Annotated in this window: 12 protein-coding genes; 5 read left to right on the top strand and 7 right to left on the bottom strand. The window is 62.7% G+C overall.

Annotation, left to right across the window (positions count from 1 at the left end; all coding sequences use genetic code 11):
• Position 1: 1 nt before the first annotated feature.
• From AC1DV9_RS07325 to AC1DV9_RS07345, 5 genes are all read right to left on the bottom strand, one after another.
• Positions 2-1,210: an acetyl-CoA C-acetyltransferase gene (locus AC1DV9_RS07325; protein WP_477946998.1), complete on the bottom strand. Its 1,209-nt coding sequence runs from the start codon at positions 1,208-1,210 to the stop codon at positions 2-4.
• Positions 1,211-1,400: 190 nt separating this feature from the next.
• On the bottom strand, positions 1,401-3,197 hold the full coding sequence (locus AC1DV9_RS07330; protein ID WP_477946999.1) for an acyl-CoA dehydrogenase C-terminal domain-containing protein: 1,797 nt from the start codon (positions 3,195-3,197) through the stop codon (positions 1,401-1,403).
• Positions 3,198-3,351: 154 nt separating this feature from the next.
• Positions 3,352-3,669 carry a hypothetical protein gene (locus tag AC1DV9_RS07335; protein WP_148194269.1) on the bottom strand — a complete coding sequence of 106 codons (318 nt, stop codon included), beginning with the start codon at positions 3,667-3,669 and terminating at the stop codon, positions 3,352-3,354.
• 46 nt (positions 3,670-3,715) lie between these two features.
• Positions 3,716-3,904, bottom strand: a complete 189-nt coding sequence (locus AC1DV9_RS07340; protein WP_112387526.1) for a hypothetical protein — start codon at positions 3,902-3,904, stop codon at positions 3,716-3,718.
• Between the two features lie 140 nt (positions 3,905-4,044).
• Positions 4,045-4,944 (bottom strand): DMT family transporter, encoded by a 900-nt coding sequence (locus AC1DV9_RS07345; protein WP_477939108.1) that lies wholly within the window; start codon positions 4,942-4,944, stop codon positions 4,045-4,047.
• A gap of 83 nt (positions 4,945-5,027) precedes the next feature.
• On the opposite strand from AC1DV9_RS07345, the gene AC1DV9_RS07350 reads away from it, so the two are divergent.
• Positions 5,028-6,473 (top strand): aminotransferase-like domain-containing protein, encoded by a 1,446-nt coding sequence (locus AC1DV9_RS07350; RefSeq protein ID WP_477947001.1) that lies wholly within the window; start codon positions 5,028-5,030, stop codon positions 6,471-6,473.
• On the opposite strand, the gene AC1DV9_RS07355 is transcribed toward AC1DV9_RS07350, so the two are convergent.
• Positions 6,452-7,480 carry a GGDEF domain-containing protein gene (locus tag AC1DV9_RS07355; RefSeq protein ID WP_477947002.1) on the bottom strand — a complete coding sequence of 343 codons (1,029 nt, stop codon included), beginning with the start codon at positions 7,478-7,480 and terminating at the stop codon, positions 6,452-6,454. The two genes, AC1DV9_RS07350 and AC1DV9_RS07355, sit on opposite strands and share 22 nt — an antisense overlap.
• Positions 7,481-7,652: 172 nt before the next feature.
• Here AC1DV9_RS07355 and AC1DV9_RS07360 point away from each other — a divergent pair, with 172 nt between their 5' ends.
• Together AC1DV9_RS07360 and AC1DV9_RS07365 are read left to right on the top strand one after the other, a co-directional pair.
• Positions 7,653-8,072: a hypothetical protein gene (locus AC1DV9_RS07360; RefSeq protein WP_112514003.1), complete on the top strand. Its 420-nt coding sequence runs from the start codon at positions 7,653-7,655 to the stop codon at positions 8,070-8,072.
• Between the two features lie 76 nt (positions 8,073-8,148).
• Positions 8,149-8,520, top strand: a complete 372-nt coding sequence (locus AC1DV9_RS07365) for a hypothetical protein (RefSeq protein ID WP_112387523.1) — start codon at positions 8,149-8,151, stop codon at positions 8,518-8,520.
• A 12-nt stretch (positions 8,521-8,532) separates the two neighbouring features.
• Here AC1DV9_RS07365 and AC1DV9_RS07370 read toward each other — a convergent pair whose 3' ends face one another.
• On the bottom strand, positions 8,533-9,816 hold the full coding sequence (locus tag AC1DV9_RS07370; RefSeq protein ID WP_477947003.1) for a cystathionine gamma-synthase family protein: 1,284 nt from the start codon (positions 9,814-9,816) through the stop codon (positions 8,533-8,535).
• A gap of 125 nt (positions 9,817-9,941) precedes the next feature.
• Here AC1DV9_RS07370 and AC1DV9_RS07375 point away from each other — a divergent pair, with 125 nt between their 5' ends.
• On the top strand, positions 9,942-10,400 hold the full coding sequence (locus AC1DV9_RS07375) for an Lrp/AsnC family transcriptional regulator (protein ID WP_112387521.1): 459 nt from the start codon (positions 9,942-9,944) through the stop codon (positions 10,398-10,400).
• Positions 10,401-10,655: 255 nt separating this feature from the next.
• Positions 10,656-14,420, top strand: coding sequence for a peptidoglycan-binding protein (locus tag AC1DV9_RS07380; RefSeq protein ID WP_477947004.1), 3,765 nt, complete (start codon positions 10,656-10,658; stop codon positions 14,418-14,420).
• Positions 14,421-14,531: the final 111 nt, after the last annotated feature.

The raw sequence follows: 14,531 nt of genomic DNA on the forward strand, positions 1-14,531 counted from the left end.
CTTAGACGCGTTCGATGACGGTGGCCGTGCCCATGCCGGCGCCGATGCAGAGCGTGACCAGCGCGGTGTTCAGGTCGCGGCGCTCCAGCTCGTCCAGCACGGTGCCGAGGATCATCGCGCCAGTGGCGCCGAGCGGATGGCCCATGGCGATGGCGCCGCCGTTGACGTTGATCTTGTCGTGGGCAATGTCGAAAGCCTGCATGTAACGCAGCACGACGGCGGCGAAGGCTTCATTGAGCTCGAACAGGTCGATATCGGCAAGCGACATGCCTGTCCGCTTCAAAAGCTTCTCGGTGACATCGACGGGGCCGGTCAGCATCAGCGCCGGGTCGGAGCCGATATTGGCGAAGGCCTTGATGCGGCCGCGCGGCTTCTTGCCGAGGCTCTCGCCACCAGCCTTGGAGCCGAGTAGGACGGCGGCGGCGCCATCGACGATGCCGGAGGAATTGCCGGCGTGGTGGACGTAGTTGATGCGCTCGACTTCAGGGTGGGCCTGGATGCCGACAGCCTCGAAGCCGCCCATTTCACCCGGCATCTGGAAGGACGGGTTCAGCGAGGCCAGCGCCTGCATGTCGGTACCCGGGCGCATGTGCTCGTCATGGGCCAGGATCGTCAGACCATTCTGGTCCTTCACCGGGATGACTGAGTTCTTAAAGTAGCCATTTTCCCAGGCATTGGCGGCACGCTTCTGGCTCTCGACGGCATAGGCATCGACGTCATCGCGGGAGAAGCCATATTTGGTGGCGATCAGATCGGCCGAGACGCCCTGCGGCATGAAATAGGCCGGAAAGTTGACCGATGGGTCCATGAACCAGGCGCCGCCGGACATGCCGAGACCGACGCGCGACATGCTTTCGACGCCACCGGCGATGACGATGTCGTCAGCACCCTGGGCGATCTTGCCGGCCGCGAAATTCACCGCATCGAGGCCCGAAGCGCAGAAGCGCGAGATCTGCATGCCGGGCGCGCGGGTGGAATAACCCGCTTCGAAGGCAGCCGCCTTCGGGATCACTGCGCCGGCATCCATGACCGGATCGACGCAGCCCATGATGATGTCATCCACGGTGCCGGTGTCGAGGCCGCTGCGGTCGCGGATCGCTTCCAGCGTCTTGGCGGCAAGGCGCACGGACGGCACTTCATGAAGCGAGCCGTCCTTCTTGCCGCGGCCGCGCGGCGTGCGCACGTGGTCGTAAATGAATACCTCGGTCATCGTCTCATCTCCCTCGCGGCGCCTAGCGCCGGGTAAACCTAACTCCCTTCTCCCAGCGGGGAGAAGGTGGCCCCCGAAGGGGTCGGATGAGGGGGCCAGGGCTCGGCCTGTTGGCCGTTCGCGCTATCGCGCTCACCCCCTCATCTGTCCTTCGGACATCTTCTCCCCGCTGGGGAGAAGGGAACGCCTATCAAAATGCCTCGGCGGCCAGTTCCATCATCGTGTCGGCGCCGGTTTCGATGCGGGCCTTGCGCAGCGCCGTCTCGGGCATGATACGCTCCATGTAGAACTTGCCCGTGACGAGCTTGTTGTTCAGGTAGTCGGCACGGGCGCTATCGCCATTCGCAAGCGCGTCTTCGGCGGCCTTGGCCATCTTCGCCCACATGTAACCCAGGACCACGAGGCCGAAGAGGTGCATGTAGTCAGTCGAGCCGGCACCGGCATTGTCGGGCTTGGCCATGGCATTCTGCATGAACCACATGGTTGCCGCCTGGACGTCGTTCAAGCCCTTCTTCAGGTGCTTGGTGAAGAAGGCGAGCTTCTCGTCGTTGCGGTTCTCTTCGCAGAAGTCACCGATCTCCTTGAACAGCGCCATGACGGCGCGCCCGCCGTTGAGGCCGAGCTTGCGGCCGACGAGATCGAGCGCCTGGATGCCGTTGGCGCCTTCGTAGATCATCGCGATACGGGCATCGCGGACATACTGGCTCATCCCGTGTTCTTCGATATAGCCGTGACCGCCAAAGACCTGCTGGGCCATGACGGCATGGTCGAAGCCCTTGTCGGTCAAGACACCCTTGAGGATCGGGGTGACCAGACCGAGGATATCGTCTGCCGTCTGGCGTTCCTTGTCGTCTGCGGAGCGGTGGGCGACATCGGACTTCAGCGCCGTCCAGAGCAGGAAGGCGCGGCCTGCCTCGTTGAAGGCGCGGATGGTCATCAGCGAGCGGCGGATATCCGGGTGAACGATGATCGGATCGGCCTTCTTTTCCGGCGCCTTGGGGCCGGAGAGCGAACGGCCCTGGATGCGCTCGCGGGCATAATTAACGGCATTCTGATAGGCGATCTCGGAGATCGACAGGCCCTGCAGGCCGACGCCAAGGCGAGCTTCGTTCATCATCACGAACATGGCGTTGAGGCCGCGGTTCTCGGCACCGATAAGATAGCCGGTCGCCTCGTCATAGTTCATGACGCAGGTGGCGTTGCCGTGGATGCCCATCTTGTGCTCGATGGCGCCGCAGGAAACGGCGTTGCGATCCCCCGGTGCGCCGTCTTCCTTGACGATGAATTTCGGGACGATGAAGAGCGAGATGCCCTTGGTGCCTTCAGGCGCGCCCTCGATGCGGGCGAGCACCAGATGGACGATATTGCCGGTCATGCCGTGTTCGCCGGCGGAGATGAAGATTTTCTGACCCGAAATCTTGTAGCTGCCGTCGCCCTGCGGCACGGCCTTGGTGCGCAGCAGGCCGAGATCGGTGCCGCAATGCGGTTCGGTGAGGTTCATGGTGCCGGACCATTCGCCGGAAACCATCTTCGGCAGGTAGGTCTGCTTCTGCTCGTCGGAGCCATGGACGAGGATCGCGGCAATCGCGCCCTGGGTCAGGCCTGGATACATCATCAGCGACATGTTGGCGGCGGAGGTATATTCGCCGACGGCGGCGTGCAGTGTGTAGGGCAGGCCCTGGCCGCCGAACTCTTCCGGCACGGCAAGGCCGGTCCAGCCGCCCTGGCAATAGGCGTCGTAAGCTTCCTTGAAGCCTTTGGGGACGGTCACGGAGCCATCGTCGGCGCGCTTGCAGCCTTCCTGATCGCCCGAATAGTTCAGCGGGAAAAGCACCTCCTCGGCGACCTTTGCGGCCTCACCAAGAATGGCCTCGATCATGTCAGGCGTGGCGTCCGCGAAGCCCGGGAGATTGTTGTAACGCTCCAGACCCAGCACGTCGTTCAGCACGAAGAGCGTGTCGTTAACCGGGGCCTTGTAGACTGGCATCGTTCGAATTCCTCCAATTCGCAGACCGGACCGAGACCGGCACATGGCAGTGTCTTACAAAATATTGACGTTTGCGTAAACGTCAAATTCTGCATTCGCGCGAATTTGTGAAGATGCCGAGGCGATCCGGCTTCAACCTGAAAGCGCCGATACGTCAGTGAAGCTCGGCCGAGAGGGCGGACTGCCTGCGGATCACGTCGCTCATGGCTTTCAGAAGAGTGGAAAACTCCTCGAGCACCAGACCGAAATAGGCGTCATCCGTCTCCGCCAGAGCGCTGACGGAGGTGCAGGCGTTGAAGATCAACTTGTCGAGATTGTCGTTGCGGTCGAAGACGCCGTCGCAGAGATCGTCGTCGCGGAGCGTATGAAGCTCATCGACGATCTTGCGGATCAGCGAGCGGCGCTGCCAGCGATGCATGTTGACGATGTTTTTCTGCGCATGCCGGATTTCGGACATCAGGTCTGTAAACAAGAAATGGTCCCCGTGAGCTGGCTCACCATATCCGGCTTTTGTAACGCTATCGTGTGAGCCGCGGGCGCAGGCAATTTGCCATCAGCTCCTGCTTCGTGGCGAAGTGCCCGAACAGCTGAACGAGCTCGCGCTCCTGCTTCTTGTCCAACCCCTGTTTGCGGGCGAAATCGCTGACGCTCCACACTTTTCTGGCATCGAGCAGCGAGGTGATCTTGGGGTCGATATGCGAGCTCATGGGAATGCCCTCCTTCAAGCCGTCATATCAACGCGGAAGGCAGGGCCGGAGTTCCTGCTGGACACCGGTTTTTGAGCGTTATTCTGACGCAGGCAAAGCGGCAGCGAAATGTGTGATCACGCCCCGCTAAAGGCGAGCCTTCAGGCGCTGAGCGCGGGCTGCGCCAGCGGCGGTGCGGCCTTGGCAAATTTCTTCGCGCCGGCAACACAGGCAACGACGGCGAGCGTTGCCGCCAGCATGCCCCAGCTGACACTTTCCCCAAGCAGAGTTGCGGCGAGCACCAGACTGAAGAACGGCTGCAGCAGCTGCAGCTGGCCGACCCCGGCGATGCCGCCGAGCGCCAGGCCGTGATACCAGAAGATGAAGCCGATCAGCATGCTGAACAGCGAGACATAGGCGAGACCAAGCCAGGATGGGTTGCTTATAGAGGGAAGGGTCTGAGGCATGGCCACGACCGAGAGTACCAGCATGAGCGGCAGAGAGAGGACTAGTGCCCAGGAAATCACCTGCCAGCCACCGAGCTTGCGGGAAAGCCGCGCGCCCTCGGCATAACCGAGACCGCAAACGATGATCGCGGCAAGCATCAAGAGATCGCTTGGTGATATTGCGCCGTCGCTCTGGATCAGGGCGAAACCGGCAACGATGGCGCTGCCCAGGCAGGAGAACAGCCAGAAGACCGGTTGCGGCCGCTCGCCGCCCCTCAGAACACCGAAGATCGCCGTCGAGAGCGGCAACAGGCCGATGAAGACGGTCGAATGCGCCGAGGTGATATGTTTAAGCGCCAGCGCCGTCAGCAGCGGGAAGCCAACGACGACGCCGAGGGCAACGACGACGAGCGGCAGCAGATCACCACGCTGCGGGCGTTTCTCGCGAAACAGAAGCAGAAGCCCGCCAGCCAAAATGCCGGCGATCGCGCCGCGCGCGACAGTGAGGAACACTGGGTCGAAACTCGCCACGGCAACACGTGTCGCAGGCAGCGAGCCGCTGAAAATGAGGATCCCCACAAAGCCACTGAGCCAACCGGCTGCCGTTCTGTCCATCTGCATGCTCCTGTTCTCGCCTGCTATGAACCCGAGGACATGGCATTGCCAGCAACAGTGCGGTACAGTTCGCACAAACTGTTATGGACACGGATGCAGTACAGATGGATCAGGCGATCAAGAATCAGGAGAGCGGCAAGCGCATCGGCGCCGTGATGGCGGAGATACGCAGGCGGATTTCCGGGCGGGAACTGGTGGCCGGTTCGCGCCTGCCTTCGGTGCGCGCCTTCGCCAAGACCATGCATGTCTCCGCCTCGACTGTAGTCGAGGCTTACGAGCGGTTGGCGGCCGAAGGCCTTATTCGCTCACGCCCGGGATCGGGCTTTTACGCGTCAAGCCCACCAGCACCGCTGACTCTTTCCGATATCGGCCCGAAACTCGACCGGGCGATCGATCCGCTCTGGGTCTACCGGCAATCGCTGGAAGACAGCCCGGCCCTGCTGAAGCCCGGATGCGGCTGGCTGCCGGAAAGCTGGATGCCCGTCGATGCGATGCGAAAGGCGCTGCGGACCATTGCCCGCGGAGAGGATGCCGTTCTTGCCAATTACGGAACGCCGCTCGGCCAGCTTCCACTGCGGCAACTGCTGTCCCGGCGGATGAACGAACGCGGAATCCCGGCCTCCCCTGATCACATCATCCTGACGGAATCCGGCACCCAGGCGATCGATCTGGTCTGCCGGTTCCTGATTGAGCCGGGCGATACGGTCATCGTCGACGATCCCTGTTACTTCAACTTTCATGCGCTGCTGCGAGCCAATCGCGCCAGGGCCGTCGCGGTGCCGATGACACCGCATGGCCCCGATATCGAGGCCTTCGAACAGGCGATCGAACAGCACCGGCCGCGGCTCTACATCACCAACTCGGCCATCCACAACCCAACCGGAGCCACCTGCTCCGCCGTTGTCGCGCACAAGCTGCTGAAGCTGGCAGAGCGGGCCAACATGACAATCATCGAGGACGATATCTTCGCCGATCTGGAGCATGAACCTTCGCCACGGCTGGCTGCTTTCGATGGTTTGGAGCGGGTCGTGCATGTTGGCAGCTTCTCGAAGACGATTTCGACTTCGGTGCGTTGCGGGTTCATCGCAGCGAAGCCGGAATGGGTCGAACCGCTGATTGATCTCAAGCTGGTGACGAGCATTGGCGGCGGCAGGCTCAATGCCGAACTGATACTGCTGCTTCTGACCGACGGCAGCTACCGCAAGCATCTCGATACGCTGAAGGTCCGGCTTTCCAAGGCCATGGACGACACGATCGGCCGATTAGCCGGGCTCGGCATCGAGCCATGGATCCGGCCACGATCCGGGATCTTCCTGTGGTGCCGGCTGCCTGATGGGATCAATGCCGGAGACATCGCGCAAGCCTGCCTTGCCGATAATGTCGTGCTGGCGCCCGGCAACGCCTTCAGCCTCTCGCAGACATCCAACAGCTACCTGCGCTTCAATGCCGCGCAATGCGATGATCCGCGCATCTACCGCTCGCTGGAAAGAGCGCTGAAAGCGGCCCGTCAGATGCCGGCGATCAGGTAGCGGTCACGGCCCGCAGCCTTCGCTTGGTAGAGCGCGGTATCAACGATCTTGAGAAGATCGATACGGTTCGTCCCTGCTTGCGGCGCCAAGGCCCCACCGATGCTGAGGCGGGCGGAAACGGCCTGGCTCTCGACCTCGAAAGGCTGGCGGAAGGCCGCCACCAGCCGGTCGGCGACTGAGGATAGAGCGGCTGCATTCGGCGGATTGGGAACGAAGAGCGCAAACTCGTCGCCGCCCATGCGCACCGCGATATCACCTGCGCGGACGACGGCGCGGATGCGGTTTGCGGCTTCGCGCAGCACTTCGTCGCCAGCATGGTGGCCGAGACGGTCGTTGATGCCTTTGAAGCCATCCATGTCGAGATAGAGAGCGCCGAAGGTCTGGCCTGCTGCAAGCGATCTGTCGAGTTCGCCATCGACCAGCGCGGCGAGAACCGAGCGATTGTAGAAGCCGGTGAGCGGATCGGTCATCGCCGCAGCCCTTAGACTGGTTTCGGCAAGGCCCATGATCATGTTGGCCTTCTGCAGGCGGAGCAAGGCGCTTGCGACCAGCGCGAAGCGGCGGAGGCTGTCGATTTCGACTTCCGAGAGATCCCGCGGCCTGGTGTCGAGAATGCAGAAGGCGCCGACGGCGAGGCTGTCATCGGTTTCGATCGGCGCGCCGGCGTAAAAGCGAAAATGCGGATGACCCTCGACATAGGGCATGCGCGACAATTCCGGATGGCGCTGCAGGTCGGGGACGATGACGAGATCGTTGGCATAGACGACGCGGGTGCAGATGGAGAGATCGCGCGAGCACTCGGCAAGCTGCATTCCGGCCTGGCCGGCGATCCGCTGCCAATCCTCGTCGATGATGTTGATGGCGGCAAAGGGCGTGCCGAAGACGCCGCGGGCGAGCTCGGCCAGGGCGGCAAGTTCCGGCGTCGGACTGCGGCTCGCGGCATTCAAGGCGCGAACAGCGAGCAATCTTTCAGCTTCATTGGCGGGGAGCCGGACAACCTGTCCCATTCCAAACCTCCGTCGTCAGTCACGAACTGCTTAAACATGATGCCATGATTCGCGAACACAAGTGCTGAAGTTCCACGAATGTCAACAAGGCCTTGCTGGCAGCAATCTCCGGCAGCGGACATTGGCCCGGAAAGCTGGTAAACTGGAACTGCACTTGCAACCGGAGGAGCGCATGGACGACCATCGCGCCATTGCAGATCTCATCGCACGCCAGTTTGCCCATCTGAGCTGGACTTACGGTGCTGGGCCTGAAGCCGATGGCTTCATGGAGGACTTCCATCCGGATGCCCAGCTATTCGCATCCGCGCGCCCGGCAAGAGCGCAGACGGCGGCCAAGTTTCTCGAGCGCATGGAAGGCCTGTCGCAGACCTCCCTTCGGGCCTTTGCCGAGCGCTGTCCTGCAAGCAAGATCCTGGTTTTCGGCAATATCGCCGTCGCCGTTGCCAGTTGCGAGGCGATCGAGAATGGACGCGATCGCAGCAACAATGTCGAGATGATGCTGCTGGTGAAGGGCAGTGACGGCTGGAAGATTGCCGCCCAGGCATGGGACCGGGTCCCCGCCGGCGAGGACTTTCCGGACTGGCTTTCATAACCGGCTGTTGCTTCCGCCGACAGACGCGTTACATTTCGCTGGCTAACCGAAGAATGAGCTTGGGAGGAGCGATTTCATGAGACGCATGTGGCCTGAGGAATTCAATTTCGTTCTCAAGGATGCGGAGGAAGTGGTGTTGGACCTTCCAGCGGTGACCCACGAGGATGGGACGCATGGCGCCGCCACCCGTCGCAACGCGCTGAAGGTTCGTATTCCACAGGAAGACTACGAGCGGATCTGGCCTCTAGCCGAGGCCCGTTATCGCCTCGACGGCCGATTTGCCGGCAAGGCGATCACTCTGATCACCACCAATCCCCATTATCACGCCTGGCATCCGGCCGACGGCGGCAGCGCCGACCTGACCTCGGATAGCGGCAGGCATTACACGACAAAATATGTCGTCGTGCATTTTCTCCTCGATGACGTCAGGGAGGTAGCGGCGGCCTGAGGCCGCCCGCCCTCACGCTTCGTCGAGCGCCAATGCCAGATCGGCGATCAGGTCGTCGGGATGCTCTATGCCGATCGACAGCCGGATCGTCGATTCCAGTACGCCGATGCGCTGGCGCACATCTGCCGGAACGCCCGAATGCGTCATCGTTGCCGGGTGAGAGGCAAGTGATTCCGTTCCGCCGAGGCTGACGGCGAGCTTGAAGATCTTCAAGGCGTTCAGGAATTTGAACGAGGCCGGCTGGCCGCCCTTGATGTCGAAGGAGAAGGTCGAGCCCGCGCCGCTGCATTGCGTGGCGAATGTCTGCCCGACCGGCGACTGCGCGTCGTTGTAGGGCAGATAGTGAATCCGCTCGACCTTCGGGTGATCGCGCAGGAAACCGGCAACCGCCTCGGCATTGCTGTTTGCCCGCTCCATGCGGATCTGCAGCGTTTCCAGCGACCGCCCGAGCATCCAGCAGGAATGCGGATCGAGCTGCGTGCCGATGGCACCGCGTAGCGCCTTCACCTGTTTCATCACAGCCTTGCGGCCAAGGGCGGCACCGGCGATCAGGTCCGAGTGCCCGCCGACATATTTTGTCAACGAATAAAGCGAGATATCGGCGCCATGCTCGATCGGCCGCTGGAAGACCGGGCCGAGCAGCGTGTTGTCGCAGGCGACGATCGGGGTGTGACCCTGCTTCCTGCCGACCGCGTCGGCGACGCGGCGGATCATTGCGACATCGACCAGGCTGTTGGTCGGATTGGCCGGCGTTTCGATCAGAATGACCGAAACACGGCCTTTGGCCATGGCCTCTTCGGCTGCTGCCTCTACCGAGGTTTCGCTGACACCATCAGCAAATCCAACGGCCGAGACGCCGAGATTGAGGAAGGTCCGTGCGAGCAGCGTTTCCGTGCCGCCGTAGAGTGGCTGGGAGTGGAGCACTGTATCGCCGGGGCGAACGAAGGCCAGCAGCGTCGTGGCGATCGCCGACATGCCCGATGAAAACAGCACGCAGCTTTCCGTCCGCTCATAGACGGCAAGGCGATCTTCGACGATCTCGCTGTTCGGGTGGTTGAAGCGCGAATAGACGAGACCAGCTCCCTTGCCTTCCGGCGGCTCCTTCCGGCCGGAGACATAGTCGAAGAAGTCGCGGCCATCTTCGGCGGACTTGAAGACGAAGGTGGAGGTCAGGAAGACCGGCGGCTTGACGGCGCCTTCGGAGAGTTCGGGATCATAGCCATAGTTCAGCATCTGGGTTTCCGGATGCAGGGCATGATTGCCGATATGGGTTCTCGAAGGGTGCGGCGCAGTCATCGGATGTCTCCTCGATCGATGTCACGGTTTTCGCACCGCAAATTATATCAAATGCGGCGGCACTTTCTTGCTATTTCACGCGGCATGATGTTCCACAGAGCAACTTATTGCGGAGTTTCATCAGCATGACGCAGAAAATTGCCGACGAGATCGATCGCCGTATCCTCCGGGAGCTGGCGGCCGATGCACGTATCACCAACAACGAACTGGCCGAGCGCGTCGGGCTATCGGCTTCCGCCTGCCTGAGGCGCTTGCGGCGGCTCGAGGAGACCGGCGTGATCAAGGGTTACACGGCGCTGATCGATCCCGCCGTCGAGGGCTGGACGATGACGGCGATCGCCTCGATCCGGCTCAGCCGCCAGCACGAGGACGAGATCCAGATGTTCGAGAATGCAGTACGCGGCTGGGACGAAGTACTGGAGTGCCACCTGGTCACCGGCTCGAAAGACTATGTGCTGAAGGTGATGAGTGCCGGGCTTGAACAGTACGAACGTTTCATCAAGGACAAGATCGCCAAGCTGAAATGCGTCGATACGATCGAGACCAGCTTCGTGATGAACACGATCAAGGCGCGGCGCTCCTAAGCCCCGGAAAAGCGCAGCAAAGACCCAAACGTTAAAAAATTCTCACGCAAGTTAACGGGTTGTTTACCACGTTTCGTGAAAGGTGCGCGGTGAGCAGTGGTAATCCGCATTCCTTTTTCAAGTCTCGCGTTTCTTCGGAATGCCGCTACGCCGTCCAGCTTGAGGAAAGTCTAAAAAACTAAACTCGGATGTACGGTCTCTCAAGCCAATAGCCGAACCCTGACGAGGGTTGAGGCAGACGAAGCGAGCAAGAAGATGAACGGATCGCGATCAAATTCTCCCCGGAGCCCCGAAAGGTCGTCTCTCGACGCGCTTAATCGCACGATCGAAGGCCTGGAGGCGCGCATCGAAGGACTGATGGGCGGCAATGGCCCGTGCGACGTTGCACCGCGCAACGCGCCGCCGGAACGTGACGCCTATGTGCGATCCTACGAGCAGCCGCGACCGGCCTACGCCGCTCCCGCAGCAGCACGTCCCGATCCGCTCGCCGAAATCCGCCAGCGCCAGCGCATGCTCGAACAGGGACGCGAACGCGCCGCCGCCGAACGCGCAGCAGTTGCTGCCGCCTACCGTGAACCGGCACCTGCGATCCGCGCTCCGGCGCCGGCCGCAGCACCGGCTCCCGCCTATGGCCCCTCCAGCGACACGATGACCGAGATCGCCCAGGCGCTCGTCAACCTGCGCCAGGATCTCAAGCGCGATATTTCCGAAGGTGTGACCCGCGAAATGAGTGCGCTGAGGAGCGAACTTCGCGACCTCAAGTCATCGGCGCAGGACCGCCGCTTTGCCGACGACATCCGCGAAGACATGGGCCGCCTGGCCGAGAGCATCGACCAGCTGTCGCACCGCTCTGCCGGTCCGGAAGCCGCGGGACTGCGCAGCGAATTCGACGAACTGCGCTCGCTGATGGACGGCCTCGCCCGCGAAGATTCCGTGCGTCACATGGAAAGCCGCTGGGATGGTTTCGAAAACCAGCTGCACGCGCTCGACACGGCGGGCCTGCAGGAAGAGCTGGTGACGCTCGCCTACCGCCTTGACGATATCAAACGCCACATCGGCGGCATGGGCGAAAGCCCGGCCGTGCGGGCACTCGAAGACAAGCTGATCTCCATTGCCAGCGCGATGGAACAGTTCGGCAGCATGATCCAGCCGCATGACCGGGCAATGTCAGAGCAGTTCGCGGCAATGGATACGCGCCTCGACGAAATCAGCCGGGCGATCGCCGCCAGCAGCCGCAATGCCACCAGCGGCGATCCGGCGCTGATGCACCGCCTCGAAGGCCGCCTGAACGCGCTGGCCGAACAGATCGACCTGATGGGCCGTAGTGTCGAGAGTCGCTCGAACCCTGCCGATGGCATGGCCGACCGGCTGGAAATGCTGACGCGCCGCGTCGAGGAACTGGCAAACACCAAGGCAAGCTCGCGCCTGGACGAACGGCTGGAACAGCTGTCCTATATGCTGGAGCGGACGCACAAGGCCGCTGCACAGCCTGAGCTGAACGGCGCGCTGGCCGATATCTCCCGCAAGATCGATGCGCTCGAAAGCGGTGCGGTCAACGATGTTCTGGCGGAGCGTCTCGATTATCTCGCCCGCCGTATCGACCAAATGGAAATGCAGCCTGCGCCTGTGGCCCAGGCGCCTGTCGATGACACCGCCTTCCGCCGCATCGAGGGCCGCCTTAGCGACATCGCCGCCCGGCTGGAAGAAAGCACAGCGGCACCGGCAACCGACTCACGCGCGCTGAAGAGCCTCGAAGACCAGATCGCCAATCTCTCCGCACTGCTGCACGAACCGCGCGGCAACGAGGGACTGTCGATCGATCTCGACCGCCGCATGGGCGCGATCGAAGATTACATGGCGACGAGCGACGAATATATCATCGAAGCCGCACGCCAGGCTGCCGAAGCGGTAGTCGATGCCTATTCCCGCAATGGCAACCTGCAGGCAGGTTCCGTCCCGGCCGCCGACATGTCGGCGCTGAACGCCCTTGCCGCCGATCTTCGCCAACTCGAGGACCTGAGCCGCAGCGGCGAGGAACGCACCCACAAGACGTTCCAGGCCCTGCATGAAACGCTCGTCCACATTGCCGACCGGCTTGACGACATGGAAACGCGCAACAGCAGGCCGGCTGCACGGATGCCGGCCGCCAACGCCGATTTCGAAGTCGATCCCTATTCGCTGATCCCGGCCGGCGCCGAGGCCGAAAGGCCTGCAGTGTTTGGAACGAAGACTGCCGCTGCCGCACCTGTTGCCCGCGCCGTCAGCGAACCGGCTGCGCCGCAGCCGATGCAACCTCCCGTCAGCCACACCAGCGCAATCGCCATCGAGGCCGCTACCAAGCCCGCCGCTGACGCCAAGCAGAGCAAGAGCCTGTTTATGGCGCTCGGCAAAAAGCTGATGCCGGGCAAGAAGGCGCCGAAGGCCCAGGCTGGCGAGCGCACCATCATCGATCCGGTCCCGTCGATCGATCCTGTCGATGTCGTGCCGTCCGAAGAGGCCAACGAGCTGCTGGAGCCGGGCTCCGGCGCCCCTGACGTCAAGAAGATTCTGGAGCGGGTTCGCGCCAGCCAGAGTGCAGCGCGTGCCAATCCAAAGCCCGCGACCGAAAACGATCGCGCCGACTATATCGCGGCCGCCCGCCGCGCGGCACAGGCTGCCGCAATCGAATCCGACCCGAAGGCACAGCCGGTCAAGGGTGAGAAGAAAGCCAAGGCTCCGAAGCCTGCCGGTGGCGCGAGCTCGTTCTCGCGCTTCCGCCGTCCGCTGCTTCTCGCCGTCGGCGCCGTTCTTCTGGCGATCATGGCGTTCCCGCTTGCCCGGACGCTGACATCCGGCCAAAGCGCACCGCCAGCCGAAGTGGCCGTGCTGAGCGATGCCACGCAGACTCCAGCAACGGCCGACACCTCGGCCGCTCCGCAGGCCGATGCACCTGTAGCCGCCCAGAATGAAGCACCGGCTGCTCCCGAAGCTGCGGCTCAGACCGCCGCTCCGCCGGCTGCACCAACCGAGCACCTGACCGATGCGGCGCCGCTCGACGGCGAAGGCGCTGCGACCCTGACCCCGGGCGCCCCGACGCAGGACGCCACGGCCTTCGCGCCGAAGGATGCTCCGGCCTCGACCAACGCGGCACCTGCCCAGCCGGGCCTGACCATTCCTGACGTGATCCAGCCGGCGGCACTTGCCGACGCGGCACGCGCTGGCGATGCACTCGCCCTGTTCGAAATCGCTGCCCGCTACAGCGAAGGCCGCAACGGCGTGACGGTCAGCGAAGCCGATGCCGTCAAGTGGTACCAGCTGTCTGCGGACAAGGGCTTTGCCCCGGCGCAGTACCGCCTCGGCAGCATCTATGAAAAGGGTACTGGTGTCGCCCGCGACATCAACAAGGCCAAGGACTATTACGAGCAGGCGGCCAACCAGGGCAATGCCAGCGCCATGCATAATCTCGCCGTGCTCTACGCCTCCGGCGCGCTCGGCCAGCAGGATTATGCAACGGCGGCGAACTGGTTCACCAAGGCTGCCAATCTCGGCATCACCGACAGCCAGTTCAACCTCGCCATCCTCTGCGCCCGCGGCAATGGCGTGACGCAGGATCTCGGCGAGAGCTACAAGTGGTTCGCGATCGCCGCCAAGGGTGGCGACAAGGACGCTGGTGCCAAGCGCGACGAAGTGGCCAAGGCGATGAAGCCTGCCGACCTCGACAAGGCGCGCGCCACCACCGATGCCTGGAAGCCGCAGCAACTCGACAACAAGGCCAACGGCATCGACGTGCCTGACGCCTGGACCGGCAAGGGCACCAGCACCTCCAGCGTCGACATGAAGAAGGCGATCCGCAACATTCAGGCGATCCTGAACAATAACGGCTTCGACGCCGGTACGCCTGACGGCGAGATGGGCGCCAAGACCGTCTCGGCAATTAAGAGCTTCCAGAAGTCGATCGGCCAGGATCCCTCCGGCAAGATCAACGACGACACCGTCAAGGCTCTGCTGGAGCGCAACGCCAAGAACGCCACCAAGGCATAACGCCGGCGTAAAAGCGTGAAATCGGAACGGCCCTTTTGCCTTCGCCGCAAAAGGGTCGTTTTGCTTTTGGAGTTTCGCCACCGTGATTGATTGCCAGCCGGGGGATTCGTG

Source organism: Rhizobium sp. 01L410 (assembly GCF_056400165.1).

What these genes read in the sequence shown, in the direction of transcription:
- AC1DV9_RS07325 (WP_477946998.1), bottom strand. Translation starts at nt 1,210, where the DNA reads ATGACCGAGGTATTCATTTACGACCACGTGCGCACGCCGCGCGGCCGC.
- AC1DV9_RS07330 (WP_477946999.1), bottom strand. Translation starts at nt 3,197, where the DNA reads ATGCCAGTCTACAAGGCCCCGGTTAACGACACGCTCTTCGTGCTGAAC.
- AC1DV9_RS07340 (WP_112387526.1), bottom strand. Translation starts at nt 3,904, where the DNA reads ATGAGCTCGCATATCGACCCCAAGATCACCTCGCTGCTCGATGCCAGA.
- AC1DV9_RS07345 (WP_477939108.1), bottom strand. Translation starts at nt 4,944, where the DNA reads ATGGACAGAACGGCAGCCGGTTGGCTCAGTGGCTTTGTGGGGATCCTC.
- AC1DV9_RS07350 (WP_477947001.1), top strand. Translation starts at nt 5,028, where the DNA reads ATGGACACGGATGCAGTACAGATGGATCAGGCGATCAAGAATCAGGAG.
- AC1DV9_RS07355 (WP_477947002.1), bottom strand. Translation starts at nt 7,480, where the DNA reads ATGGGACAGGTTGTCCGGCTCCCCGCCAATGAAGCTGAAAGATTGCTC.
- AC1DV9_RS07360 (WP_112514003.1), top strand. Translation starts at nt 7,653, where the DNA reads ATGGACGACCATCGCGCCATTGCAGATCTCATCGCACGCCAGTTTGCC.
- AC1DV9_RS07365 (WP_112387523.1), top strand. Translation starts at nt 8,149, where the DNA reads ATGAGACGCATGTGGCCTGAGGAATTCAATTTCGTTCTCAAGGATGCG.
- AC1DV9_RS07370 (WP_477947003.1), bottom strand. Translation starts at nt 9,816, where the DNA reads ATGACTGCGCCGCACCCTTCGAGAACCCATATCGGCAATCATGCCCTG.
- AC1DV9_RS07375 (WP_112387521.1), top strand. Translation starts at nt 9,942, where the DNA reads ATGACGCAGAAAATTGCCGACGAGATCGATCGCCGTATCCTCCGGGAG.
- AC1DV9_RS07380 (WP_477947004.1), top strand. Translation starts at nt 10,656, where the DNA reads ATGAACGGATCGCGATCAAATTCTCCCCGGAGCCCCGAAAGGTCGTCT.